At 37.5% G+C, this 24,221-nt stretch carries 21 protein-coding genes; 14 read left to right on the top strand and 7 right to left on the bottom strand.

The window, feature by feature from the left end:
* Positions 1 to 7: 7 nt before the first annotated feature.
* From KCG35_RS15920 to KCG35_RS15940, 5 genes are all read left to right on the top strand, one after another.
* Positions 8 to 3,253, top strand: coding sequence for an AAA family ATPase (locus KCG35_RS15920; RefSeq protein ID WP_215820784.1), 3,246 nt, complete (start codon positions 8 to 10; stop codon positions 3,251 to 3,253).
* 564 nt (positions 3,254 to 3,817) lie between these two features.
* Positions 3,818 to 4,528 carry a tRNA-dependent cyclodipeptide synthase gene (locus tag KCG35_RS15925; protein WP_215820785.1) on the top strand — a complete coding sequence of 237 codons (711 nt, stop codon included), beginning with the start codon at positions 3,818 to 3,820 and terminating at the stop codon, positions 4,526 to 4,528.
* A 305-nt stretch (positions 4,529 to 4,833) separates the two neighbouring features.
* Entirely contained in the window at positions 4,834 to 5,364 is a 531-nt protein-coding gene (locus KCG35_RS15930; protein ID WP_215820786.1) for a hypothetical protein, read from the top strand.
* Between the two features lie 246 nt (positions 5,365 to 5,610).
* On the top strand, positions 5,611 to 5,871 hold the full coding sequence (locus tag KCG35_RS15935; RefSeq protein ID WP_215820787.1) for an FmdB family zinc ribbon protein: 261 nt from the start codon (positions 5,611 to 5,613) through the stop codon (positions 5,869 to 5,871).
* 652 nt (positions 5,872 to 6,523) lie between these two features.
* The gene (locus KCG35_RS15940) at positions 6,524 to 7,828 is read left to right on the top strand and encodes an NAD(P)/FAD-dependent oxidoreductase (RefSeq protein WP_215820788.1); all 1,305 of its coding nucleotides are present in this window, start codon (positions 6,524 to 6,526) and stop codon (positions 7,826 to 7,828) included.
* Positions 7,829 to 7,918: 90 nt separating this feature from the next.
* On the opposite strand, the gene egtD is transcribed toward KCG35_RS15940, so the two are convergent.
* The 3 genes from egtD to KCG35_RS15955 all read right to left on the bottom strand — a co-directional run bounded on the left by egtD (position 7,919) and on the right by KCG35_RS15955 (position 11,603).
* Positions 7,919 to 8,890: an L-histidine N(alpha)-methyltransferase gene (gene egtD, locus KCG35_RS15945; RefSeq protein WP_215820789.1), complete on the bottom strand. Its 972-nt coding sequence runs from the start codon at positions 8,888 to 8,890 to the stop codon at positions 7,919 to 7,921.
* Positions 8,891 to 8,906: 16 nt separating this feature from the next.
* Positions 8,907 to 10,181 carry an ergothioneine biosynthesis protein EgtB gene (gene egtB / locus KCG35_RS15950; RefSeq protein ID WP_309227408.1) on the bottom strand — a complete coding sequence of 425 codons (1,275 nt, stop codon included), beginning with the start codon at positions 10,179 to 10,181 and terminating at the stop codon, positions 8,907 to 8,909.
* Positions 10,182 to 10,718: 537 nt separating this feature from the next.
* Positions 10,719 to 11,603, bottom strand: a complete 885-nt coding sequence (locus KCG35_RS15955; protein WP_215820790.1) for a zinc ABC transporter substrate-binding protein — start codon at positions 11,601 to 11,603, stop codon at positions 10,719 to 10,721.
* Positions 11,604 to 11,840: 237 nt separating this feature from the next.
* Between KCG35_RS15955 and KCG35_RS15960 the strand changes: the two genes are divergently transcribed.
* The 4 genes from KCG35_RS15960 to KCG35_RS15975 all read left to right on the top strand — a co-directional run bounded on the left by KCG35_RS15960 (position 11,841) and on the right by KCG35_RS15975 (position 15,114).
* Positions 11,841 to 12,323, top strand: coding sequence for a Fur family transcriptional regulator (locus KCG35_RS15960; protein ID WP_215820791.1), 483 nt, complete (start codon positions 11,841 to 11,843; stop codon positions 12,321 to 12,323).
* Between the two features lie 8 nt (positions 12,324 to 12,331).
* Positions 12,332 to 13,072, top strand: a complete 741-nt coding sequence (gene znuC, locus KCG35_RS15965) for a zinc ABC transporter ATP-binding protein ZnuC (protein ID WP_215820792.1) — start codon at positions 12,332 to 12,334, stop codon at positions 13,070 to 13,072.
* Positions 13,065 to 13,856 (top strand): zinc ABC transporter permease subunit ZnuB, encoded by a 792-nt coding sequence (gene znuB, locus KCG35_RS15970; RefSeq protein ID WP_215820810.1) that lies wholly within the window; start codon positions 13,065 to 13,067, stop codon positions 13,854 to 13,856. Before znuC ends, znuB begins: the two co-directional genes overlap by 8 nt.
* Before the next feature lie 370 nt (positions 13,857 to 14,226).
* A complete protein-coding gene (locus KCG35_RS15975) occupies positions 14,227 to 15,114 on the top strand; it encodes a hypothetical protein (protein WP_215820793.1) in 888 nt (295 codons plus the stop codon).
* Between the two features lie 81 nt (positions 15,115 to 15,195).
* Here KCG35_RS15975 and KCG35_RS15980 read toward each other — a convergent pair whose 3' ends face one another.
* Positions 15,196 to 16,692, bottom strand: coding sequence for a M64 family metallopeptidase (locus tag KCG35_RS15980; RefSeq protein WP_215820794.1), 1,497 nt, complete (start codon positions 16,690 to 16,692; stop codon positions 15,196 to 15,198).
* A 399-nt stretch (positions 16,693 to 17,091) separates the two neighbouring features.
* On the opposite strand from KCG35_RS15980, the gene KCG35_RS15985 reads away from it, so the two are divergent.
* Positions 17,092 to 17,424 (top strand): PilZ domain-containing protein, encoded by a 333-nt coding sequence (locus KCG35_RS15985; RefSeq protein WP_215820795.1) that lies wholly within the window; start codon positions 17,092 to 17,094, stop codon positions 17,422 to 17,424.
* Between the two features lie 166 nt (positions 17,425 to 17,590).
* Here KCG35_RS15985 and KCG35_RS15990 read toward each other — a convergent pair whose 3' ends face one another.
* Positions 17,591 to 17,845, bottom strand: coding sequence for a DUF2164 domain-containing protein (locus tag KCG35_RS15990; RefSeq protein WP_215820796.1), 255 nt, complete (start codon positions 17,843 to 17,845; stop codon positions 17,591 to 17,593).
* A 191-nt stretch (positions 17,846 to 18,036) separates the two neighbouring features.
* Between KCG35_RS15990 and KCG35_RS15995 the strand changes: the two genes are divergently transcribed.
* The 4 genes from KCG35_RS15995 (at position 18,037) to KCG35_RS16010 (ending at position 22,549) form a co-directional block, all read left to right on the top strand.
* A complete protein-coding gene (locus tag KCG35_RS15995) occupies positions 18,037 to 19,038 on the top strand; it encodes an amidoligase family protein (RefSeq protein ID WP_215820797.1) in 1,002 nt (333 codons plus the stop codon).
* Complete coding sequence (locus KCG35_RS16000; protein ID WP_215820798.1) at positions 18,990 to 19,688, top strand: gamma-glutamyl-gamma-aminobutyrate hydrolase family protein; 699 nt, start codon at positions 18,990 to 18,992, stop codon at positions 19,686 to 19,688. The genes KCG35_RS15995 and KCG35_RS16000 overlap by 49 nt, the downstream gene beginning before the upstream one ends.
* A 9-nt stretch (positions 19,689 to 19,697) precedes the next feature.
* The gene (locus KCG35_RS16005; RefSeq protein ID WP_215820799.1) at positions 19,698 to 20,135 is read left to right on the top strand and encodes a YqaA family protein; all 438 of its coding nucleotides are present in this window, start codon (positions 19,698 to 19,700) and stop codon (positions 20,133 to 20,135) included.
* A gap of 152 nt (positions 20,136 to 20,287) precedes the next feature.
* Positions 20,288 to 22,549 (top strand): carbohydrate binding domain-containing protein, encoded by a 2,262-nt coding sequence (locus KCG35_RS16010; protein ID WP_215820800.1) that lies wholly within the window; start codon positions 20,288 to 20,290, stop codon positions 22,547 to 22,549.
* 110 nt (positions 22,550 to 22,659) lie between these two features.
* Here KCG35_RS16010 and KCG35_RS16015 read toward each other — a convergent pair whose 3' ends face one another.
* Together KCG35_RS16015 and KCG35_RS16020 are read right to left on the bottom strand one after the other, a co-directional pair.
* Complete coding sequence (locus tag KCG35_RS16015; protein WP_215820801.1) at positions 22,660 to 23,529, bottom strand: extracellular medium-chain-length polyhydroxyalkanoate depolymerase; 870 nt, start codon at positions 23,527 to 23,529, stop codon at positions 22,660 to 22,662.
* 67 nt (positions 23,530 to 23,596) lie between these two features.
* The gene (locus KCG35_RS16020) at positions 23,597 to 24,184 is read right to left on the bottom strand and encodes an NAD(P)H-dependent oxidoreductase (RefSeq protein WP_215820802.1); all 588 of its coding nucleotides are present in this window, start codon (positions 24,182 to 24,184) and stop codon (positions 23,597 to 23,599) included.
* Between the last annotated feature and the right edge of the window lie 37 nt (positions 24,185 to 24,221).

Below are 24,221 nucleotides of genomic sequence, written 5' to 3' on the forward strand. Positions count from 1 at the left end.
GCTGGTAATGAAGATTCTGGAGCTTAGATTTAAAAATTTAAACTCACTGTATGGTGAGTGGTTTATTGACTTTACTCATCCTGAATATGAAGCCAATGGTATTTTTGCACTAACAGGGCCAACAGGGGCAGGAAAGTCAACAATTTTAGATGCTATTTGTTTGGCTCTCTATGGCGCTACACCTCGACTGGGAAGAATAACAAAAAGTGGTAATGAAATTATGTCTCGGCAAACGGGAGAATGTTATGCCGAAGTAGTGTTTGAATCTCAAGCAGGGCGGTTCCGTTGTCATTGGGGGCAACATCGCGCACGAAAAAAAGCCTTAGGTAAACTTGCTGAAGCTAGACATGAGATTAGTGATGCTGATAGTGGAAAAACGATAGAGACTAAAAAAAGCTTAGTTCTAGGTGTAATTGAAGAGAAAACAGGAATGGATTTTGATCGTTTCACTCGCTCCATTCTTCTGGCTCAAGGTGGATTTGACACATTTCTTAAAGCAGATACAGAACAAAAGTCAAAAATTTTAGAGCAAATTACAGGTACTGAAATTTATTCCAGTATTTCACTTCATGTTCATCAGCGTTCACGCAAAGAGAATGAAGCACTAAATTTTCTTCAGGCCGAAGTGACAGGAATTAATATACTAGATGAAGAACAGGAAGGCAGTATTAAGCAACAAATGGCAATAAAGGAACAGCAAGCGCTTATAATAGAAACACAAATAAAAGAAAACATGAAAGCCATTGCATGGTTAACAAACATAGATGAGTTACGGAAAGAAATAAATCTTCTTAATAATGAAGAAGAAAAATTTCAGTTGGAGAGTAAACAGTTCATACAAGAACGTGAGCGCTTAAAACAGGGGTTAAAGGCTTCTGAGCTTGAAGGGAGCTATGCGGTATTGAATGAGGTTCGTAAACTACTAGAAACTGAGCAAATAAGCCTAAATAGTGAAGAAACGAAAGTTCCAAATTTGCAGTTAGATGTATCGAAAAAAGAAACATTATTAAAACAAACAGAGCAAAAGGTTATTGAAATTAAAAAGGCACAAAAAGCACTAGTGCCTTTACTTCAAAAAGTACGCTCAGTTGATCACCAGCTCACAAACAAAAAACAGGCAATAAGCCATTGTGAAGATGGTTGTAAAAAAGTGTCTGAAACTATTTTGCGTGAAGGTGACCGTCTCCAAAGCTATAAAAGTAAGTATCATTCATTACAAAATGAATTGGACGCTGTAGAGGTATATTTAGACCAACATCAGGCTGATGAGTGGCTTTTGAGTGGATATACAGGGGTAGAAACTCAACTAGAAAGGCTTAACACAATACAACATGATATATTAGAAAAAAAATCAGAAAAGCAAAGGCTTATAAGTCGTTTAAGTGAAACAGACAAGGGCTTGGAGTCTATCAATAAAGAACTAAAACAAGTTGGTCAGAAACAGTGCCAAGCAGAGGGTTTAATTCAGTTGAAACAGCAAGAACTAGAGGCGCTGCTCAATGGACGACTGCTTAGGGAGTTTTTTGCTGAAAGAGAAATGTTGTATAGGGAAATAGTTTTACTGCAAAAAATTTCGGATCTTGAATCTGAACGCACGAGACTGGAAGACGGAAAACCATGTCCATTATGTGGTGCTAAAGACCATCCTTATGCATTGGGAAATGTTCCAGAAAAAGAAGAGTGTGAAAAAAAGATTGCTGCATTAACAGATTTACTTGAAAAAGTGAATTTATTGGAAGAGGATATTAATAAGCAAGAAAAGATAAAACATAAATATCAACAAGAGCAAGTAAGCGCAGAAAAAAGACAGTTTATTTTAAGTGGTGAGCGTCAAATGATAGAAAAAGAATGCTTAGCTATAAATACTCTGCTGAGTAGTTTGACTCAGGAGTATGAGGAAGTGAAGCATTCGATACGCGATAAATTAAAGCCTCTAAATATAATAGAATTGCAAGAGTTTAATGCAGTCATATTACTTAAACAACTTAAAGAACGAATAACGAATTGGCAACTCCAGAAACAAAAAAAAGAGGTGTTAAGCCAACAAAAACTCCAGTGTGATGGTGAAATTAAAACGATTAATGCAGTACTTGAAACTCATAACTCATCTCTTAATGATAAACAAGCAGAACTAAGTGTTCTTCAAATAGAGCTGGAAGCATTGCACAAAGAACGTCATGATTTATTTGGCTCTAAAAAAGCAGATGAAGAAGAGAGTCGAGTAAGTGAATCTATTAGTGATGCTGAGCTTGAAGAAAAAAATGCTAGAGATAATTATATTTCAGGGCAGCAGCAATTAAGCTTATCTGAATCAAAGATTCAGGACTTAAAAATACAAATTGCTAAAAAGAAAGTAGATTTAAATAAAAAAGAATCTGAGTTTAAGGCGTTGTTATCTGAAAAATCATTTAGCAATGAGCAGGTATTTATTGATGCTAGATTGTCTGTAGACGAACGAAATAGACTGCAGCTGAAAGAGAGGGAATTGGAAAAGAAGAGAGTTGAGTTAGAACATAAGCAGAAAGATAGAGAAATGCGTTTGGCAACAGAAATTAGTAAAAATATTACTGACCTGACGCTTGATGAACTGGAATTTAAGCAGAAGGGTTTTGAAGAATCATTTACACAACTACGAGATAATATTGCTGAACTGAAACATAAGATAGCTGAAAATAGTGAGGCAAAAGCACGTGTTAAGGAAAAACAAAATAAAATTGAAGCGCAAAAAAAAGAGTGTCTTCGTTGGGAAAAGCTACATGCATTGATAGGCTCTGCTGATGGTAAAAAATATCGAAACTTTGCTCAAGGACTAACGTTTGAGCGAATGGTTTCACATGCGAATCGACAACTTGAGAAAATGACAGACCGCTATCTGCTGATTAGAGATGAAAAACAACCACTTGCGCTGAATGTTGTAGATAATTATCAGGCAGGAGAGGTAAGATCTACTAAAAACCTTTCAGGGGGGGAATGTTTTATTGTTAGCTTGTCATTAGCCCTTGGTTTGTCTCATATGGCAAGTAAAAATGTGAGGGTTGATTCATTGTTCTTAGATGAAGGCTTTGGCTCTTTGGATGAAGAGGCGCTAGATATTGCTTTGGAAACTCTGGCTGGACTAGAGCAAGAGGATAAGTTAATTGGAGTTATTTCACACGTAACAGCACTAAAGGAAAGAATTAGTACACAAATCCAGGTTAGCCCTCAAACTGGAGGGCAAAGTTTGATTGTGGGTCACGGTTGTAAAAGAATTTAGAAAATAATAAAACATATGTTCGTTTGTAGTGAATTTTATGTTTATTTTTCTTTACGAGTAAAGTGAAGCTATACTTATCCGTTGTCAACACATTTTTCGTGCTTGTTGACTACATCCATCATCGCTGTAACCACCAAGAGCGCTTTAATAAAAATTAAGGCTGTTATTGTTAGTCTTAAAGGCCAAGCTTGCGGAAAAACTCCACTATGTATTTGTACTAAATATAGTAATGCTGTGAGGAGGGGATATGTAAAGATAATAATGATTATTATTTTGAAATTGTACTTGTTGTTTGTGTCTTATAATTTGTAATTAATGAAACAATTAAAATTTCAAAATATGTTTGGTAATGAAGTATGAGGTAGTGGATAATTAAACCGTATGCAGTATTTTTTGTGAGCATCTTTTCGTTTTTGATAGTGTGTTTTTTCCTGGTTGAAATATGCACTTTTGAGCGTCCCGTTAGTAGTGAATGAATTAACGAGATAGCGAAGTGATATATAAAGTTGCATTATTAATATTTTTATATCTTGGGTTTTACTTAAGGTGATAGGGATATTAGCTATGGTTATGTATAATAATGTGATTAATCGGGTGTCAATTGTTAATAATCATAATAAATTATATCAAAAAGGGTACGGGAAACTTGGTAAAACAAGTATCCTTGTGGGTATTAGTCCTGGTAATGGCTATTTCAGTGAGAGCAACATAATTAGCATTTTATCTGGGATGTGCAAACACTCTCCTTTTGTTTATATTTTAGTTCCTGGAGAAATCCATATTCACAATTTTATTGGAATTGGTTATCCCGCTGATATGGCAAGAAAAAAAGCTAAAAGAGATATAAATCAAACTAATAATAGACTGGATCGTGCAGTAAATATTATGCAAACTGACCTAAGTATTGATAATTTCAGAATTATTGATTGGTTGAGTGAAATAGAAAGAAATATGGAGTATAAAAATAATTTATGCTTAATATTAGAGGAGTATAACTCTAATCAGGAATTCCAGTTGGCTGTAAATACGATAACCTACCGTTACATGTCTTCCAGAGCCAAAAATAGAAAGATAAATAGAATAAATGTATCAGAAGGTGTTTTGTATTATTTAAAAGAACTTTCACTGTTCGCATCGTTTGCAACTATTTTTGGTGAAAAAATAATAATAGCTTACTATAAGGTGTGGGGAGATGATTTAGTATACATTGAAAAGCTGTTTCCTGATTTTACAAGGTGCTGCTCCATGATTCAGTATGAAATCAGTAAAGTATAGTGGTTCTGATTTTAAGATTATAGTGAGTGTTATTTTAGTTATTGGTTTGTAGTTAATGGTTCTTATTCTATAAGGTTTCTTGGTATTATTCTTTCTTGTTATCAATTTGTTTTTGGTATAAATCACGCTGCGCTAAAAATTTGGTATGTGTTGTATAGTTTATGATAGGTGATTTTATTTTAACCAAAATTATTTTGCAAAAAATACATAAGCCTTACTAAGTAAGGCTAAGTGTGGAATAATTCTAATTAATTTACGCTGAGTAATCGTATATTGAAAATATGTATTAGGAAACAAAGGAAGTTATGATGAAAAGTGTAAATTTAAAAAGAATCCAAAAATATATTGGTATAGCTGTAATATCTGCTTTACCGCTCGCTAGTTTTGTTCAGGCTGACACAGAAAATTTTAGACCAGGTCATCATGGTGGTGGTTTTATATCTCCGATGATTGTCTTTAAATTAGCTGAGTCACAAGATATTGATAAAATTCTAAATGATTTAGAGTTAACGCCGGAACAAATCACCAATATTAAAACATTGGTTACTGAGGCTAAAGCTGAAAAAGATAAGGCTTTTGCTGAAGCGGGTGTGACTGAAGAGCAACTGAAGCAGTTAATGCAAAACGTGCATAAAGCTGCCAGACCTTCAATGGATAGTTTGAAGGAAGAACTAACAATCTCCAAGTATCAAAAGTTGCGTAAACTGCTGCATCCGGGACGGTCTGATAAGCCAGGCAAACCTGGTGATCCTGATCGTCCCGGTAAACCAGGAGGACCAACAATTCCTGATGAGCCAACGCCTCCAACTCCAGATGATGTGATTATCGTTCAATAATTAGTTGATCCCTAGGTTTGATTAATTTTATAGGCTGCTTAATGCAGCCTATTTTTTTGCTTTCACAAGAAGCTTGAAAATAGGGCTTCTATGATGAGAGCTGAAAGCATATCGTTTTTTTGGGGGGGGGGAAATCACCCTTCTCCATCACTATGGCCTTTGGTAGCATATAAGCTATAACTCAGGTATCTCTACCTGTAACAAAGCGTATATAAAGCTTAATCAATTGATGATGGGGTACTGGCAATGCCAACGTATGATTATCGTTGTCCAAGTAATGGGCAGGTTGTTGAAGTATTTCATGGTATGAATGAAGAAGTTCTTACTTGGGGAGTACTTTGTCAGCTAGCGAATATTGCTCCTGGAGATACAGATATCAATGCTGAGGTTATTAAGCTTGCAACAGGTGGTAATGTTGTGTCGAGTCATGCCTACAGAACAAATGAACCACCTTGTGCAACAGGGAGGCCTTGTTGTGGAGGAGGTAGCTGTGAGTTCAGTGGGTGATGTTATGTTATAAGTGTGATAACGGGGATCAATGGCCTTTCCAATCATCTCTCTACCAATTACAATCAGCCAGTACTCCCTTCGTGATAGTTTTAGGAGTAGTTAGACGTACGTTTCATGATCAATTTGTGGTGTTTTATCAGTATTCTGTTTGATCATTAGTCTGTGAAGTTATGTTTGATAGATTTTTGGAATCATTATGGATAACAGACTTAATTCACTGATATTGAAACGTTTAGCTTGAAAATAACCCAAAACTAGGAGCTAAGGTTAATAAAAAGTAGTTACATAATTAAAAATAAGATAATACAGGCTATAGCGTTCAATCGTTGCTCTCTATAACAGAAAAACAATACGAAAAGCTTGATGAGAGTGACATTTTGCTAGGACCATATTAGCCACCAGCACTTGGAATGATTTTGAAAGCAACACAAGTAACAATGTGTTGTGGAGCAAACGCGTAAATAATTGGCCGGATACCCAACAAGAACCTGACTGAGACTTAAATCTATTTGAAGTCTGTGAATCTTAGCAGGAAGTATAATTGTGGTGAGGAATGGGATGGCTCTTTGGAGTATGCCCCAAGTGATACAAATGTCAGTTATACGTGTTTGTAGACAAGTTTTATCATTCGTTAAAGGTAAAACACCTTATGAGCATACAAGAAAATGGCCATCATATAGTAATTATTGGTGGGGGTGCTGGCGGTCTTGAACTTGCCACGAAGTTGGGAAAAACACTGGGCCGAAAACAACAGGCTCGAATCACCTTAGTTGATGCTAATTTAACCCATGTTTGGAAACCGTTGCTGCACGAAGTAGCTGCAGGCTCAATGGATTATACGGCAAATGAGGTAAACTATCGCGCACAAGCTAAGTGGAATGGTTTTGAGTTTCAGCTTGGTCGAATGGTTGGTCTTGAGCGGGACAAAAAACAAATTCGTTTAGCGCCTGTCATTGATGAGCAGGAAGGTGAAGTCATTGGTGAGCGAATCATTAACTATGATAGTTTAGTGATTGCTGTAGGCAGTCAGACAAATGACTTTGGTACCCCTGGTGCTGCTGACAACTGTTTATTTTTGGACAGCTTTGCCCAAGCTAAACGCTTTCATAAAGTTTTGCTGAATAGCTTTCTTAAAGCCAATTATGACAAGGTATCATTAGATATTGCGATTATCGGAGCCGGTGCTACTGGAGTAGAGCTTGCTGCTGAGTTAAGAATGGCTTCAAGGGAGTTACCTGTTTATGGTCTGAACCATATCTCTCGTGATGATATCAATATTTCTTTAATTGAGGCATCTCCTCGTATCTTACCTGCCTTACCTGAGCGAATCTCTTTAGCGGCAACAAAAGAGTTGGAGCGTTTAGGCATTAAAGTGGTTACCCATGATTCTGTTAAAGAAGTGCAGGCTCATGGTTTACAGTTGGCAAGTGGTGAGTTTATCCCTGCACAGCTAAAAGTCTGGGCAGCAGGTATTAAAGCGCCTGAATTTTTAACCACTTTGGATGGCTTGGAAACAGCCCGAAATAACCAACTTGTTGTAAAACAGACACTACAAACAACACAAGATGAATCTATTTTTGCGTTGGGGGATTGCGCTAACTGTCCACAGCCTGACTCAGATAGACCTGTACCCCCTCGTGCTCAAGCTGCACACCAGCAGGCCACGGTATTAGCCAAGACGTTGAAGCGGCGATTGCAAGGACTTGATGCTGTACCTTATGTGTATAAAGATCGTGGCTCACTGATTTCATTTAGTCGATATGGCAGTGTGGGTAACTTAATGGGGAATTTAACGGGTAAAAACTTAATGATAGAAGGCCGGGTAGCACGGTTTATGTATGTTTCACTTTATCGACTCCATCAGATTGCGTTACATGGTTTTTTTAGAACAAGCCTTATCTGGCTGAATGATAAAATCAATCATGTAATTCGTCCACGCCTTAAATTACACTGAGTTGTGTTGGCCAGGGAAGGCTTGTGACTCTAATTGTATATCACGTTGTATAGTTAATACGGCTTTAATTTATATGAAAGGCATGCCGAGCTACACCGCGTAAAGGTTAACGATAGCAAACCGATTTTGGTCATCAGACCATATAGCATCTATTTTAAATCCAGCAATTCTAACCAGTTGTTCAAAGCTATTCAGTGAATATTTGTAAGAGTTTTCCGTGTGGATATTTTCATTCATACGAAAATGAAATGCCTTGCCCGAAATATGCGCAATTTGATCAAGATTGCTGGTTAAATGCATTTCCATGCGAGCGTGTTTAGGATTAAAAAAAGCACAATGGCTAAAGTAATCGACCGTTATATTACCGTCTAGTTCACGATTAATATGATGAAGAATATTTAAATTGAATTGAGCGGTTATTTGCTGTTCATCATTATATGCTGCATGAAGCACTTTAACATCTTTTAATAAGTCGATACCAATTAACAAATGACTGCCTTTTCCTTGAGCATCATGGATCCGTCGTAGTAACTCTATTGCTCTACGAGGTTCAAAGTTTCCTATACTTGATCCAGGGAAAAAACCAACAATTGATGGTTTATGAAGGTCACTTAACGTGGGTAATTTCCAGGGTTTGCTATAGTCTACGCAGGTTGCATGGATTGCCAGGTCAGGAAAGTGGTTAGCTAAAGAATTTACTGAATTAAGTAAATGTTCTTTGGAAATATCCAGTGGCATATAAATAGCGGGTTGTACTGCTTCCAGAAGAATTTTAATTTTTTGACTACTACCACTGCCATACTCAACTAGAATGCTTTCGGGGGCAATATGTTTGGCTATATCGTTAGCGTATTGTTGCAGTATGCTTATTTCACATCGGGTTAAGTAATATTCTGGTAACTGTGTGATTTTATCAAAAAGAGCTGATCCACGCTGGTCATAAAAGTACGTTGCTGGCAACCGTTTGGGGTGAGCAGATAAACCTGCAAACACCTCATCTCTCATACTTTCCAGCTTAGGCTGTAAATCATGAAACTGTATTTTTTTTTTAGTTGCAGTCATGACGCTAAACTCTTGCTTAATTCATTACTAGTCGAATACCACTAAATTGCCAGCGGTGGTGAGGGTAAAAAAAGTTGCGATACGAGGCGCGTATGTGGCTTCGAGGTGAAACACATGAACCACCACGAAGCACTATTTGGTTACACATAAACTTGCCATTGTACTCACCAACTTCGCCACTAAAGGTTTGAAAGCCTGGATAGGCTTGATAACTGGAAGAAGTCCATTCCCATGTATCTCCAAACAACTGTTGTATGCCATTACTTAGGCGAGCAGCTTGGGGGTGATAGTGGCCACTTTCTAAAAAGTTACCATTTTTTTGTGTCGTTGATGCTGCAGCTTCCCATTCAAACTCAGAAGGTAAACGACAATTTGTCCATCGGGCATAGGCATCAGCTTCATAAAAACTAATATGCGTTACAGGTAAATTTAAATCCAATGGACGAAGCCCTGCGAGGGTGTATTCGAAAAAGTCGCCTTCCATTTTTTTCCAATACAGTGGTGCTTGCCATTGATGACGTTGTATACAGTCCCAACCATCAGCTAACCATAAGGCAGGTGTTTGATAGCCTCCGTCTTCAATAAACTCCAGATAATCACCATTGGTTACTAGTCGAGATGCTAAACGATAGGGTGGTAAAAAAACTTTATGGGCTGGTATTTCATTATCAAATGCAAATGCATGACCTTGATAACCAACGGTATGTTCTCCACCAGGTAATTCAATAAACTCCAACATTGGGGTTTCATTATGAGTAGGGTCGGAGATTTCTTCATAGGCAGGATAGAGAGGATTCTGAAATAAATTATACTTCAGGTCAGTTAAGAGTAGTTCTTGGTGTTGTTGTTCGTGGTTAAGCCCTAGCTCAGTTCGAAATAAAATATCATTGTAGCTTATAGAGGAAGGATTACACCTGTGAAGTAATTGCTTCATCTCGTTATCAACGTAACGGCGATAGTTATAAATATCTCTCACCGTTGGACGAGAGAGTAAATGACGTTTTTCTCTAGGGAAGGGCGTACCTACCCCTTGATAGTAAGAGTTAAATAATTGTTCGAAAGACCAATGGTATGGTTCGTAATTTTTAAGCTCACGTTTAAGTAAAAAAGTTTCAAAAAACCAGGTTGTGTGTGCTAAATGCCATTTTACCGGGCTTGTTTCAGTGATTGCTTGTAGGCAGTAGTCTTCGATAGCTAAAGGGTTGCACAGCAACTCAGTTTGTTTGCGTGTATTGATATATTCTTCATAGAGCTGTAGAGGTTTACTCAACTCTTTTATAGCAGAAGTCACAATACCTTCCTTGTAGTATAATCCTTTGTTTCTAATAATAGATCAGACTAAATATTTAACCAGTTATGTTTTAAAGCTTTTAATGACAGTCAACACGTTAGTTTAATATACCCTCAGCGAAGGATTTTTATACCCCTAGGGCACAAGGGGGCGGCCATCAAGTGATGAAGCCCGAGGAGCTTATGCTACCCAAAGTAAAGGGGGTAGTTATCTTTATAGTAAGAGTAAACCTGCTACTGTTTCATTTTTTTATTTTGAGTAAAGACATTTAAGTGATTAAAACGATGACGGTTGTTTTAATTTGTTTGCGGTCATGCAAACAGGATTTATCTCCCAATAAAGACTAATTTTCTGATACTACATCGGAGTGAGTATAGTCAAGCTACTAGAAAAAAATGAAAAAGTGGATAGGGGTTAAGAAAAAATTCAGATAAGTGTAAATAATATGTAAATCTATAAGCTGCGTTGCAGCAGCTTATAGAGAGTTAAAAATAATTCACAGGCGTTTAGGTTAGGCTGAGGACGGTGAGATAAACGTTATTTATTATGTTTGCATTGACTCACTGTTGTCAGTATCTGCTTGAGAAAGACGATATACGAATCCCCTTTAACTGTTATATTAGAGGCCAGTGGATCGAGGGACGCAATAGTAACGGGGAGTTCATCAACCAAATTATCAACAATGGCACTGTTAAATTGTGGTTCTACAAATAAGCAACTTTTACCTAGGGACTTAAGGTGTTCTCTAAGTGAAACAACTTGTTTTACACCTAACATTCTTTCTGGCGATGCACTTACATAATCTACAACAGGTAATTGGTAGTAGTGTTCAAGGTAGCCATATGCATTGTGGAAAACAACTAAAGGTAAAAGTGAATCAGGCTGTAGTTGAGGCTTGAAGGTTTTATTTAAGTCGTTAAGTTTATGTTTGAAGCTCAGATAATTATTTTGATACAAAGTAGCTCGTTCTTTATCCATATCACTTAATTTAAGCATTATATGCTGAGCAATCACTAATACATTATCAGGTCCTAACCAAATATGTGGGTCAATATCCAGTAGGTGCTTATCATGCCCATTGGCATGGTCTTCTTTATCACCATGGTCATGAATGTCATGCAATAACGTAATGTCTGGTAGTGAGATTAGTTTTAATGTTGAGTGGGGCGATTTTTGTTCAAGGAGTTTAGGTAAAAAGCTTTCAAGAGAGGGGCTAACCCAGATGAGTAAGTCAGCGTTTGTGACTTGCCGAATATGGCTGGGCTTTAATGCAAAATGATGAGGAGATGAGCCAGGAGGTAACAATACTTCAGGTGAAGATATTCCGTCGGTAATGGCTGCAGCAATCAATTGGATGGGCTTTATTGAAGCAACAACTTTTGGCGGGGAAGGTAAAGCCGCATTAACAGGTGTAGTTGCCAATGCTAATACACAAATTCCCAGCCCTTGAGTTAAACGTTTATGAAAACTCGATCTGCAGACAGTATAAAGTTTCGATATTCTGTTTAGTTTAGGCTGAAAGCGCTTTTTTATAAGTTGTAATAAGAGATGAAACTTAGGCAGCATAGGACGTCTGATCACCGGAATTTTAAACAGGGAGTGTGCATGTTACACTAGTATGTTATATTATAACAATTATGTTTCAGGTTTGCTTTCCGCATGAATACCAAGAACCCAACAGCGTTGATACCTCATAATCATGCTAGCTGTATTGCGAGTGCGTTGGATAAGGCGCAAACAGTCTGTCAACGTAATAAAGTAAGATTGACTGAGTTACGGCTGCGCGTATTAGAATTGGTATGGCGCAGCCATAAGCCATTGGGTGCTTATGATATTCTGGCCGTACTCGCTAAAGAAGATGGGCGAAATGCTGCACCTCCTACTGTGTACCGTGCGTTAGATTTTTTACTAGAGCAAGGACTCATTCACCGAATCGCGTCACTCAATGCTTTTATTGGTTGCTCTGACCCAGAGTGTCTACACCAAGGCTATTTCCTGATTTGTAACCAGTGCGGTATAACCCTGGAATTACACAGTGACAAGGTGAGCAAAAGTATTCATCAGGTTGCGTGTGAATATGACTTTGAGATTTCCCACGAAATGGTTGAAGTGGTGGGTGTTTGCCCAAATTGCCAGGTTTAGGATGCTTTATGACGGTACCATTACTGCAGCTCACAGATATCAATGTTCGCTATGCAAACCAGTCAATCCTACAAAATGTATCACTAGCCATCTCGGAGCATGAAATTGTAACGCTCATAGGACCAAATGGTGCTGGAAAAACAACTCTGGTTAGAGTGGTACTAGGTTTGTTAAAAGCAACTTCTGGAACACGACAGATGCGTGCTGATGTGACCATTGGCTATATGCCACAGAAAGTGAGTGTTGAACCTACGCTCCCCTTATCAGTTAAACATTTTCTACGGCTGGCAAGAAAAGATAAAGAGGCTGATATTTCAAGGGTTTTGCAACAAGTTGGAATAGAACGCTTAGTAGATCAACCTGTGTATGGGTTATCTGGTGGTGAAATGCAAAGAGTGCTTTTAGCAAGAGCATTATTGCAAAAGCCAAATTTACTCGTCTTGGATGAGCCAGTTCAAGGTGTTGATATTACAGGGCAACGAGAGTTGTACAAATTAATAACAGCATTACGCACGGAGCTGGGTTGTGGCGTATTAATGGTATCTCATGATCTTCATTTGGTTATGGCTGCGACAGATCAGGTAGTTTGTTTGAATAAACATGTGTGTTGCTCGGGCCACCCAGAACATGTGACAAATGATCCTGCATTTATTGCACTATTTGGTGAGCAAGAAAGTGAGTTTGCAGTATACGCTCACCATCATGATCATACCCATAGTACGAATGGAGCAGTTATCCACAATGATTGAGTTTTTAGTACGTGCTTGTTTAGCGGGGGTGGGCATTGCAGTTATTGCTGGTCCACTTGGTTGCTTTGTAGTCTGGCGACGGATGGCGTATTTTGGTGACACGCTTGCACACTCAGCATTGTTGGGCATTGCGCTAGGCATAATGTTAGAAGTCCAGTTGAATATTGCGGTCATTATTTGTTGTATATTACTGGCGTTATTATTAGTGGCACTTCAGCAAAATCGTAATATTGCAACTGATACGCTACTCGGTATTCTTGCTCATAGTACGCTTTCATTGGGGTTGGTTATTGTCAGTCTGATGGAAAACATCCGTATAGACTTGATGGGCTATTTATTTGGTGACTTGCTAGCAGTAAATAATGTTGACTTGATATGGATTTATAGTGGTGGAATATTGGTGCTTGGTTTGGTTTGCTGGTTATGGCGCCCCTTATTATCAATCACCATTCATGAAGAGCTTGCGCGTGTTGAAGGTATTCCAGTAAATACTATGCGCATGGTATTAATGCTTTTGATAGCTATGGTTATTGCTGTTGCAATGAAAATTGTAGGTGTACTTCTGATTACCTCCCTGCTGATCATTCCTGCAGCAACGGCACGAAAACTCGCGTCTTCTCCTGAGAAAATGGCATTCTGGGCAAGTGGCTTAGGTTGTCTGGCTGTTATCCTGGGTATTGCTTTGTCATTTTATTACAATACCCCAACAGGACCATCAGTGGTTGTTGCGGCGGGGCTTTTGTTTATTTTAGTAACGGCCTTGCCCATGAAACGACAATATTAGTCTATGTTAACTTTCGTTTTAAACTATAACTAAGTTATTAGCATTGATGCATAAAATGTATCAATTATGTAAAAAAACCATGATTGTTTTTGCGTAAGTCAATTAAAAAATGATAAATAGTTTGTAGCTTTGTATCCCTTCAAAGATCATGCTTGAACGATTCAGCTTGATTGTTTTTGGCAGCATGGCGTGTAATCTTATTATATATCCCTGATGTCATTGGCAATCCCAAATGAGTTGTGGGGGGTATCACTATAAAAACGATTATAAATAGAAGCATAATACAGCTAGGTTGACTATAAGTAAGTTCAACACCTCTATAACAAAAATAACATGTCAGATGTACAGCAAGCGAGATAATTTAAAGGTAATGAATAAACAGCACTGTGTACCACCCGTACTTTGTTACGGTTTTTGTTTAATTATCAGTATGAGTTGGTTGTGTTCAGGTAATTTATCTGCAGCAGAGGAACTACAGACAAATTCAAGTTCAGTGAACCCTTCTTCAGAAAATCAAGATAAAGCGTTATGGTCCACACAACAGCTTGACGAGTTGGTGTTAGATATTGAGCAATCGATAAATCAATTGCAATACTCGATAGATCAAACTAATTCTACAATTATCAAGTTAGAAACCTTACGTCGACTTCAGCCTGTTCACCCTAAACTAAGTATCTTAGAACGTCGATTAGCGCAAACACTATCATTTTGGGCTGTTAGGTTTTATAACCAGTTAGATTACAAAAATGCGTTACATTTTGCTGGGCTTGCGAAAAATATTGTACCTAATCAGGCTGAAGCCAATCAGGTTATTAAGTTAGTCGCTATAGCACAACAGCAGCGTGCTGAAAAAATCAAGCGTGCAACCGCTGCTATGCCATCAGTTCCCCGTGTGCATCAGTCTAAAGTTCAAGAACGAGAAAAGGCCTTTCTGGAGCATCTTAATTCTGATCAGCGAGCGATTCTTGAAGAGTTACCTCAAGATGCTCAGGCTGAGTTGATCAATATAATTATTCTTGATCAACAACAGATTTCTGAGCGTTTATTTGATATTCGCCATGTGTTGGACAGTGTGGTTGATCAAATGATTAAAGAAAATGCACGTGCGGTGATGACAAGTCAGTCTGACAGTGATGCGCGATGGATAATGGCATTAATGAAAACACGTATACGGCAGATTAATCCATACTTTGAATTAAACTTAAAAAAGCGTATTAGTCCTGGCATGCGCCCCAATATAGCACTTTATGCTCAGTAATAAGTAAAACCAGTCTACCTAAAAACAGTATCTGGAATACACTTTGGATGGGTATTCCAGATACGCGTCATCATCAATTTACTAGTATGGGTAGATCGTTATTGACCAATTTACACTGTCTTTCAATTTTCCATCAGTGTCTTTAATTACCTGAGAAGTTGCGTCTTGTACTTGTACTGTTAAGGTATAATCGCCAGGGTTATAGTTATTGGCTGCTAAGGTTAATTGGGTTGAGCTTCCAACTTCTTGGCCATTCAGCTGCCAGCGTGCTTCTACTGTTGGATTATGAGGCTGTAACAGGTTTACAGAGAAAGTTTGCTTCTGGTTACGATAGAGCTTCACGTTCGAGTTTTCAGGTGTTGTGCTATCGATGGGCGAAACATAGTCATAAACACGTCGTATAAGTTGTTCTGAATTAACTGACTGAAAAGGCTGACCTAATGAACGCATTAAAGAGTTGGTGGTAGGTCGATACATGCCTCGCTGGCAGTATTTTGCACCTTCAAACACATCAACTGCTTTGTCTACGCCTATCCAATGTGACCACTTACGGCCCGAAGAGTAGTATGTAACATTTGCTTCACTTGTTGGTCCTGCATAACAGCTTCCGTAATTATATTCGTCAGCGAGAAGGCCAAATGTATGTCCGGATTCATGTAATGCTAAATCTACAGCAGAACTATGCAAAGACATTGTGGCAACGCTACCACCAGAACCACCATATTGTGTTGAGTTAACGACAACAATGATTAAATCTCGCGCTTCAGAAGGAAGACGTTCACTGACATAATTTTTAACTCTTTGCGTATCTACACATAACAAGCGAGCGATATTATAACAGTTGAAATAAGATCTAAATTGCGTATTTTTGGGGTAGGTATAACCTGCGCCTGATTCAGCGCTTATGCTTTCAACAGCCCATACATTAAAGCTTCTTTGATAATTATCCATGGGACTTTCATCAAAGAAGCCGGCTGTTATAGGTTTTAAATCTTTCTTAAAGCGGGATATTTCATTTGAGGTATAGCCTTCTGCAACAAAAACCACATCAACACGATTATTTGAAGGACCGTTATCAATAAATCTTGTTACTGAGGACTGATTGGACTCTCCCATAAATGAAGTATGTTGAGCAGGATATTGACCTAAAGGAGACCATTGCCATTTGTTATTGGCGTAATCTGGTTTATAGATGATAAACGCTTTGGTATTTGTTGGTGCATTATCTATAAAAAGAGATGCAGTACGTTGGGTGATTCGTTTTGCTGATTCTATAAGACCTGTGGTGGGGTTAAAAGATTCGGCTCTGATAATCAAGGGGTTCAGAACAAAGCGTGTCAACAACGGCTGTCCTGTGTTTGATACAGCAATAACAGCAAGAGTGTCTTTAATGTTAGGAGGTTGTAACTGTTTTTCAATGAGGGTAGTAAAATAGGATAAAGGATGATTGGTATTTAAAAGGGCTATTGTTGATTTTGACGTATTGCTGTTAAGCGAAATGATGAAGTCATCTGCAACTGTGGTGCTGGATGAGCAAAGTACAGCTAAACAGCAGAAAAACAGTCTAACATTTTTCATAATCACCGTTCCCTGGCTTTAAGGCTAATGGGTAAATTATACTCTCAGTGAAGGGGATATTTTCCTTGTTTGTTAAGTGTATGAATTGAGGGGTATAGCTAAAGTGAAATCTCCTTTTCAATCGCTGTGTTGAAATAAAAATACTTCAGTTACACATTAAGAATAAGAATTAGCAATATAACTTACGAGTAATAACATAAGTTTATTAATGAGTAGTTGATATCGAGTTTTAATGGATAAACTCACTTTTAGGCTAGCAGAAATACAGTTGAATCCTTAGTACTATTTTTAATATGTTTTTAGGATTAAATATTCAGTCCATGATGTATACTTACTATTAAGCCAAGCCGGTTATAGAAGTGGATAACTAATCAGACTAAAGGATGTTAATGATTTGTTATGAAAGGATTAAGCACAAATGAATATACTCATTATTCACGAAAAAGAGTTACATGGCCAGCAATTATTGATTTTAATAAACAAAGACTTCCTGTAAAAATTGTTAATATTTCAGAACATGGAGCGCTGATAGAGCTTGATATAAAATTAGTTATTAATCAAAAGCTTATGTTTATATGTAAAGCATTTCATCATGGAAAACAAATGAATCTTAAGTGTTCTGCACATGTTAATTACGTTATTATTAGTCGTTATGGATACCATATAGGTATTAATTTTGATGCAGTTAAAAAGGAAGAGAAAAAATTTCTAGCTGATTATACGCATGAATAATCGTTTGATTTTTGTTAGGTATTTCAGTTGTTTATTAATATAAACGCCCGACAATTTTTTAAAACGATTGTTGTTGCTATTGTTAGTCTTAACAGGCCAGTCTAGCCCTACTAAAAACACTTCGTTATAGGTATATAAATTCGTAATAAATGATTGTTATTCTGAATTATCTCAAAAAATCGGTTGGTTTTTCTATTTCGTAAATAGCTTCGGTTATGGTTTCAAGTCTTTTTTCTAGAATGGTTTGTGCATCATATAATGCTCGATTATAGAAATATGGACCTACTTCTTCTGAGAAAAAGTCTAATAAGAATTCGGCATCAAATTGACCAAGGCTATAATCTAGTTCTTCTTGGAAATAAAGTTGTATTTTTTTTGTTATAATTTCTTTTTCTTCTTTTGTAAACTTAATTTTTGACATGACCCACCTTACCTGTTTACTGTATAAGCATATAACAATTTATGAATGAAGGCTTGAGTAAAGTGCTAATATTGCAATCGGCAACAAAAAAATTATTAGGCATATTTATGCCTTACAAGCTACATAAATATTACAACATTCTACTATGATAATCGATTAGATTTTACTTAACTAGCGCTATGAGTAATAAAATGCACTATTGTATACCTTCAGCAATCAACAACTTTGAAGGAAACCCTCGACGAGTGGGGTTTGAGTTGGAATTTGCTGACTTAGATCTTGAAGACGTCACAGACATTCTGTGCAAGACATTAAATGGGAGAGTACAAAGTAATAATCCTGCAGAATCTAGAGTGCTTGTGGAAGGGATAGGTGAGTTTACTGTTGAATTAGATTGGCGGTTTGCAAAGGAAACAGCGAAAGAGCGAGCAAAGCAGCATGCGATTGAGTATGGAGAAGGTAATATTGATGATCACTTTATGATCTGGCTAACAAAACTCGCAAGTGTTGTCGTGCCAATAGAAATTGTATGCCCACCTATAGTGATTAGTGACTTATCTGTATTGGATAACATGGTATTGGCACTTAGAAATGCAGGAGCAAAAGGAACTGAAGAGTCACTACTGTATGCCTTTGGTGTTCATATTAATCCAGAAGTGACGAATAATGATCCTGAAAAAGTCATGAGAATTCTAAAAGCTTATGGTATTTGTCAAGATTGGTTGTTGAAAATACATCAAGTTGATCCTATTCGGCGGGTAACTCCATATATTAATTTGTTTCCAAAGTCTTATATTAATACGTTGATTGAGTATAAAGATAATATTTCCTGGTCTAAACTGATTGAAGACTATGTGGAATTTAATCCTACAAGAAATCGAGCACTGGATGCCCTTCCATTATTCAAGTATATCGATGAACATTTAATCAATGAGCGTCTAGATGATCCTCGAATTAAAGCGCGGCCGACGTTTCATTACCGGATGCCTAATTGTGAAATAGAGAAAAACAATTGGTTTCTTTATAAAAGCTGGAATGTATGGTGTGTTATTGAGTATCTTGCTCAAAATGATCAATTACTAGAGCAATTGGCAACTGAATGGCAGACTTATAATCAAGCACTGATAAATATAAAACCTGCTCCATGGTTCAGTATACTCGACAAAATATATCAAAACCTGTTATTGGCGTAACAGGTAATGCCAGACGTTTTTCACCTTCCTGGTTATGTATTCGGTTGGCATTATCCCTTGCTGGTGGACATGCACATCGAATTAGTGTACGACACTCGGTTCCACAGGAACATCTTGATGGCTTAGTGATAAGTGGTGGAGATGATATTCACCCATCTCTCTATGAAGAGGAGATTATGGCTAAAGCGCATTATGATGAAGCGAGAGATGAGCTTGAGCAGCGATATATTGATTATGCGCTTATAAATCACTTACCCATTTTGGGAATTTGCCGAGGTTACCAGTTATTAAATGTTCAATGTGGCGGTAGTTTATATCAGGATATTCGTCCCTTGCGAGAAAAAACACATAACAGAGCCACATTTTTGCCACGAAAAAAAGTTGTATTAAAGAAAGAAACTGAGATTTATAGAATAATTGGTCATGAGATAATCAAGGTAAATAGTTTACATCATCAAGCCATTAACATATTAGCAAGTGATTTTCGTGTAGCAGCCTGGGATGCTGATCATTTTATACAAGCCATTGAATATAATGAGGTTAAGCCTGTCATAGGTGTACAGTGGCATCCAGAATATTTATTATATCTTAAACATCAGCGGCAGCTCTTTCAGTGGTTAGTTGCTCAAGCCAAGCGTACAACAACCTAGGTTTATGTAGTGATAGCCTATTTATCCTTATTTGCATCATCATTTTTAGCGGCAACAATTCTTCCCTTTTATTCAGAGGTTTTGCTATATGCATTGTTACAAACAGGAGAACCACCCTGGTTACTTGTTTTAGTAGCCTCAGTAGGAAATACGTTAGGGGCTGTTGTAAACTGGTACTTAGGTCGCTACTTACTTCATTTCAAAGATCGGCGTTGGTTCTACTTTAAGGATGAGCAAATTGAACGAATGCAATATTGGTTTCAGCGTTATGGCGTTTGGAGTTTACTGCTTGCCTGGATGCCGATGGGAGGCGATGTACTTACTTTAATTGCTGGCATCATGAAAGTACGTTTAGGAGTATTTTTAACATTAGTGGCAATAGGCAAAACCATGCGCTACATAGCAGTGCTGTATTTTGCAGAAATGACGCATGGATGGTTTGTATAATATAAATGATGTGAAGTATAACAATATATATTTGTATTTTTAGTGCGACACTTAATGTTTTGTAAGTATTTAATTATCTATCATGGCTAGTAAAACATATATACCTAAATAAAAACGGTATAGCGAATATTAGTATTTGATAGGCTTTACTTATGAAAATAAAAGAAGTATCGTCGCCTTCATTTTATGTTAATTTATTAACGTCATTTATAGTGCTTGGTTCTGCAGTTCAGGTTGAGGCTCATCTCATTATACCTGGAGTGGTGAGTTATAATTCAGAGCATTATTATTCAGAAGGTACCCAAAAATCAGAGGTTGAAACACAACCCCTTATAATGACTTATGAAGATAACAATGGACTTTGTGAAAAACCGGCGCTTAGTAGAGGAAATTTAATACGTCAGCCTGACTTTAATAGTTTGGATGGATGGCGGGGTTATTACACTTCAGGTGTAAATGTTACGCGAAATAAGCAGACAAAAGAATGTGGTATTGATTACCAAGTAGTGATATCCAGTCGTAATAATTATTATGATGGACTTATCCAAAAAATTAAACCTACCTTGAGTACGACAAAAGAATATACATTTAAAGCAAATCTAAAGTTAAATAAGAGTGAAGAAAAAGAGTTTGGTCTTGCTGCATTAGCCTTAAAAAATGATTTGGGAATTGTTTACTGCCAATATCTTGCGGTAGATCAAATAAGTAGTAATGATAAAACATTAACAGGAAAATTTAAGGTCAATGCGCTGGGTGAAATAAAACAGTCTTACTTGTTATTATTTGGGCCTAAAGGAAGCAAAGAACTTGTTATTGATGAAGTAAGAATTGCAGAAGTTGATAATAATACACACGACCCTAATACTCTCTTTAAACATGACTTTGAAACAGATAATGCTGGATGGTTACCTGCTTGGCTTAATGAGGTTCCAGTAATTAGTGGTATGCAGGCCAAGTCTGGAGGCTTTAGTTTATATGTAAAAGGTCGTGATCATTGGTATTCAGGGGCTAAATTACCTATCACACAGTGGTTTTCTGATAAGAAAAAATATACGCTGAATCTTTCTGCTCTATTGAGTGCAGGTACGAACCAAGCTCAAAAACTTAGTCTGCAACTTTATTATGTTGATGATAAGGGAGCACATTGGCAGCGAATTTACTCAACCTCAATTCCTGTAGCAGAACAATGGGTTGATATTGCATCTGACTTCACTGTTAAACCTCAAGGTACTTTAAAAAAGGCAGAGATTTACGTATTTGGTCCAGAAGCTAATGTTGATTTTTTTCTGGATGATATAAAGCTCACTCAACAAGATGCAAAACCTAGTGATGGGGACAAACCAGGCGATGGGGACAAACCAGGCGATGGGGACAAACCAGGCGATGGGGACAAACCAGGTGATGGGGACAAACCAGGTGATGGGGACAAACCAGGCGATGGGGACAAACCAGGTGATGGGGATAAACCCGGAGATGGAGACAAACCCGGCGATGGAGATACAAACGGCTCAGGTTTATTTAAAAAGATGACTTCAGCCGAATGTATTGATGGCCAATATCGAGAGCCACAACGGGCAAATCCACAGATAAATATTGAAGATATTTTAAGCAATCATAACCCTAATGCTGCTGTGAGCGTTTTATCTAAAACGGTAACGAAAGCCCTAGAGAAGCGCTATCCTTTTGGGGCAGAAATATTGAGTCAAGCACCTGATAGTTCTGGGCAAAAATGCTTAACGTATTGGATGCAACGTGCAAAAAGCACATGGGGGGATTTACCAACCAGTGAGCTGTTTCATGGTGCAGACTTATCTGTACACGAATGTGGACATGGGTTATCACATAAACTATCTGGTTGGTCAACACAGGCGTTACCTTTAACTAAAGGTACAGCACCTGTCTGTCCTGTGAGAGGTCCTTATGAATACCCTCCTCTTTATAATTTACAGCATGATAATTTCTCAAAAGACGTGCCCAATAATCACTATGATTCAACTTACATAAATAAAGGTAGTCCTGTAGGTAAGCAGGGGTGGGAATCAGTAATTGATGAAGCGGTACAATATAGCCATTCCTTGGCAATTGGTTATGCGTTCCATGACTATACTACCTATGGTAGTGATGCCGATGGCGCGCTAAGCTTTGCGTGGTATATACAACGTTATCTGTATTTCCTCCATGACAATTATCCAGAAATTTACCAAGAGATTTTAGGTAATGCCTGCTGGCGTGAAGCTATTTTGAAATTATGGGGAAAAATCTGGATGTATGAAGATTTAGCATTAGCGTTAGATGAGCCAAGTAACCATGATAATTTGACATCCGAAAATACCACGCTATTTATTAAAGCGATTCAACGCCCAGAGTTAATGGCTGAAATTGAGGCTGTAAGAAAAGCACATCAGTGTAATTAATATCAACAGAGACATTATTAAAAGGCCCACCAATATTGTCAAACATTATGGTGGGCCTTTTTTGTATATGCAATTTTCCTGAGTGATGACGGAAATGTAAAATAATTAAATTAAAATCGGTTAAACCATTCAACAATTTTTTCTGGCGACTCTTCAAACCAAGCATGCCCCTTATAGGGATTTACCCATTTTTCGGTATGAATACCATGCTTGATTAAACGGTTATAATATTGTGTCATTGTCCATACTGGCACAATTAAGTCTAATGCGCCATGAATGAACAATGTTGGAGGATGATTGCTGGGTAATGATTGTGGTACAAGACAGGCAGGACCAAGGCAAGTTGCATAAGACGCTGATTGAATTGCTAATGCATTAAACTCCCCAGAAAATGATACAGCCATTCGACTGGTATTATAACCTCCACTTGAAATTCCTGTAGCGAATTTTTTCTGATTATTGAGTGGTCCAAATAATCCCTTTCGTATACCAGTTAATACACGAGTTAAGAATTGATAGTCCGTTGTTAACTGATAAGGTGTTGCACTGGATAGTATGTTTGTTTGCCAAGCAAGATTTATAGCTGCTCTAGGGGCAATAATCGCGTAGCCCGAATCTAATAGTTGTTTGATAAGCATTGCTTCATGAAATCCACCAAATGGATCAGATTTCTGCCGCTGAAACTCAACAGGAAAGAAACTACCTTGAAAGATCAATACTACTGGCCAGCCATCTCTGGGTGGATTACCAATAGGTATCTGATATTTCACCTCACGTTTAATGCCAGCGTTAGCTTTGATATGAAGTGATTGGTAGCTGCAATTTATTGAACGATCAGTTAAATGACCATATTCAATTGAACAGCGTGAGTGTGTATCTGGATTAGCCAAAGTTGTTTCTAACGTTGAGCCCCCAAGGCAAAGTGTCGAAGTTAGTGAAAGTACTGTCAGAAAAAGAAAAACTGTATAATTATTTTTCATGGTGCTTCCTTGCATTTATGGACTTTTCACAATCGAGTTTAGTTGAGAATATATTATTAGCTAGAATTTACAGGCTATTATTCTGAATCCGTGTATTGAGTAGTGAGCTATTGATGTATTGCGTAAGATGTGCTTGCCACTGCTTTTGCCAATGTGAGAAGTTTGGTTGTTTCACAATGTTAAACGCTGAAAAGCTTGGTAGTGGCTGCATTCCGATATATTGTTGGGTAGTATGTATTGCTAAAAGTAAGTCATCAGGATGCTTTTTAGAGAATAAACCATGTGTATGAGAGAAAGCATCAATAGGTGCATTCCATGTTGTGGATAACATGTAGAACTTATCTGTTAAATAACCACCTTCTCCATAGTGCTCAGAAGGACCAAAAAATAATCCATACTCATAGACATTATCAAAGAACTTTTTAAGGCTAGAAGGAACATTAAACCAGTAGACTGGAAATTGAAAAATAATAATATCAGCCCAAATGATTTTTTCTTGTTCTTCCTTAATATCATAATGACTAGCGGCATGAGTGACTCTAACTTCAGTATAAGAGGTGAGTGAGTTTTGTGTGGTTTCAATCATGCTTTCATTAAACTTTCCGGGTGCCATTTTTCGTTGTTCTGCACCATTAATAATTAATACTTTTAACATGAAAATCTCCTAAGTATATATGCATATAAAATATTGT

Source organism: Zooshikella harenae, from assembly GCF_018837975.1.
GTDB lineage: Bacteria > Pseudomonadota > Gammaproteobacteria > Pseudomonadales > Zooshikellaceae > Zooshikella > Zooshikella harenae.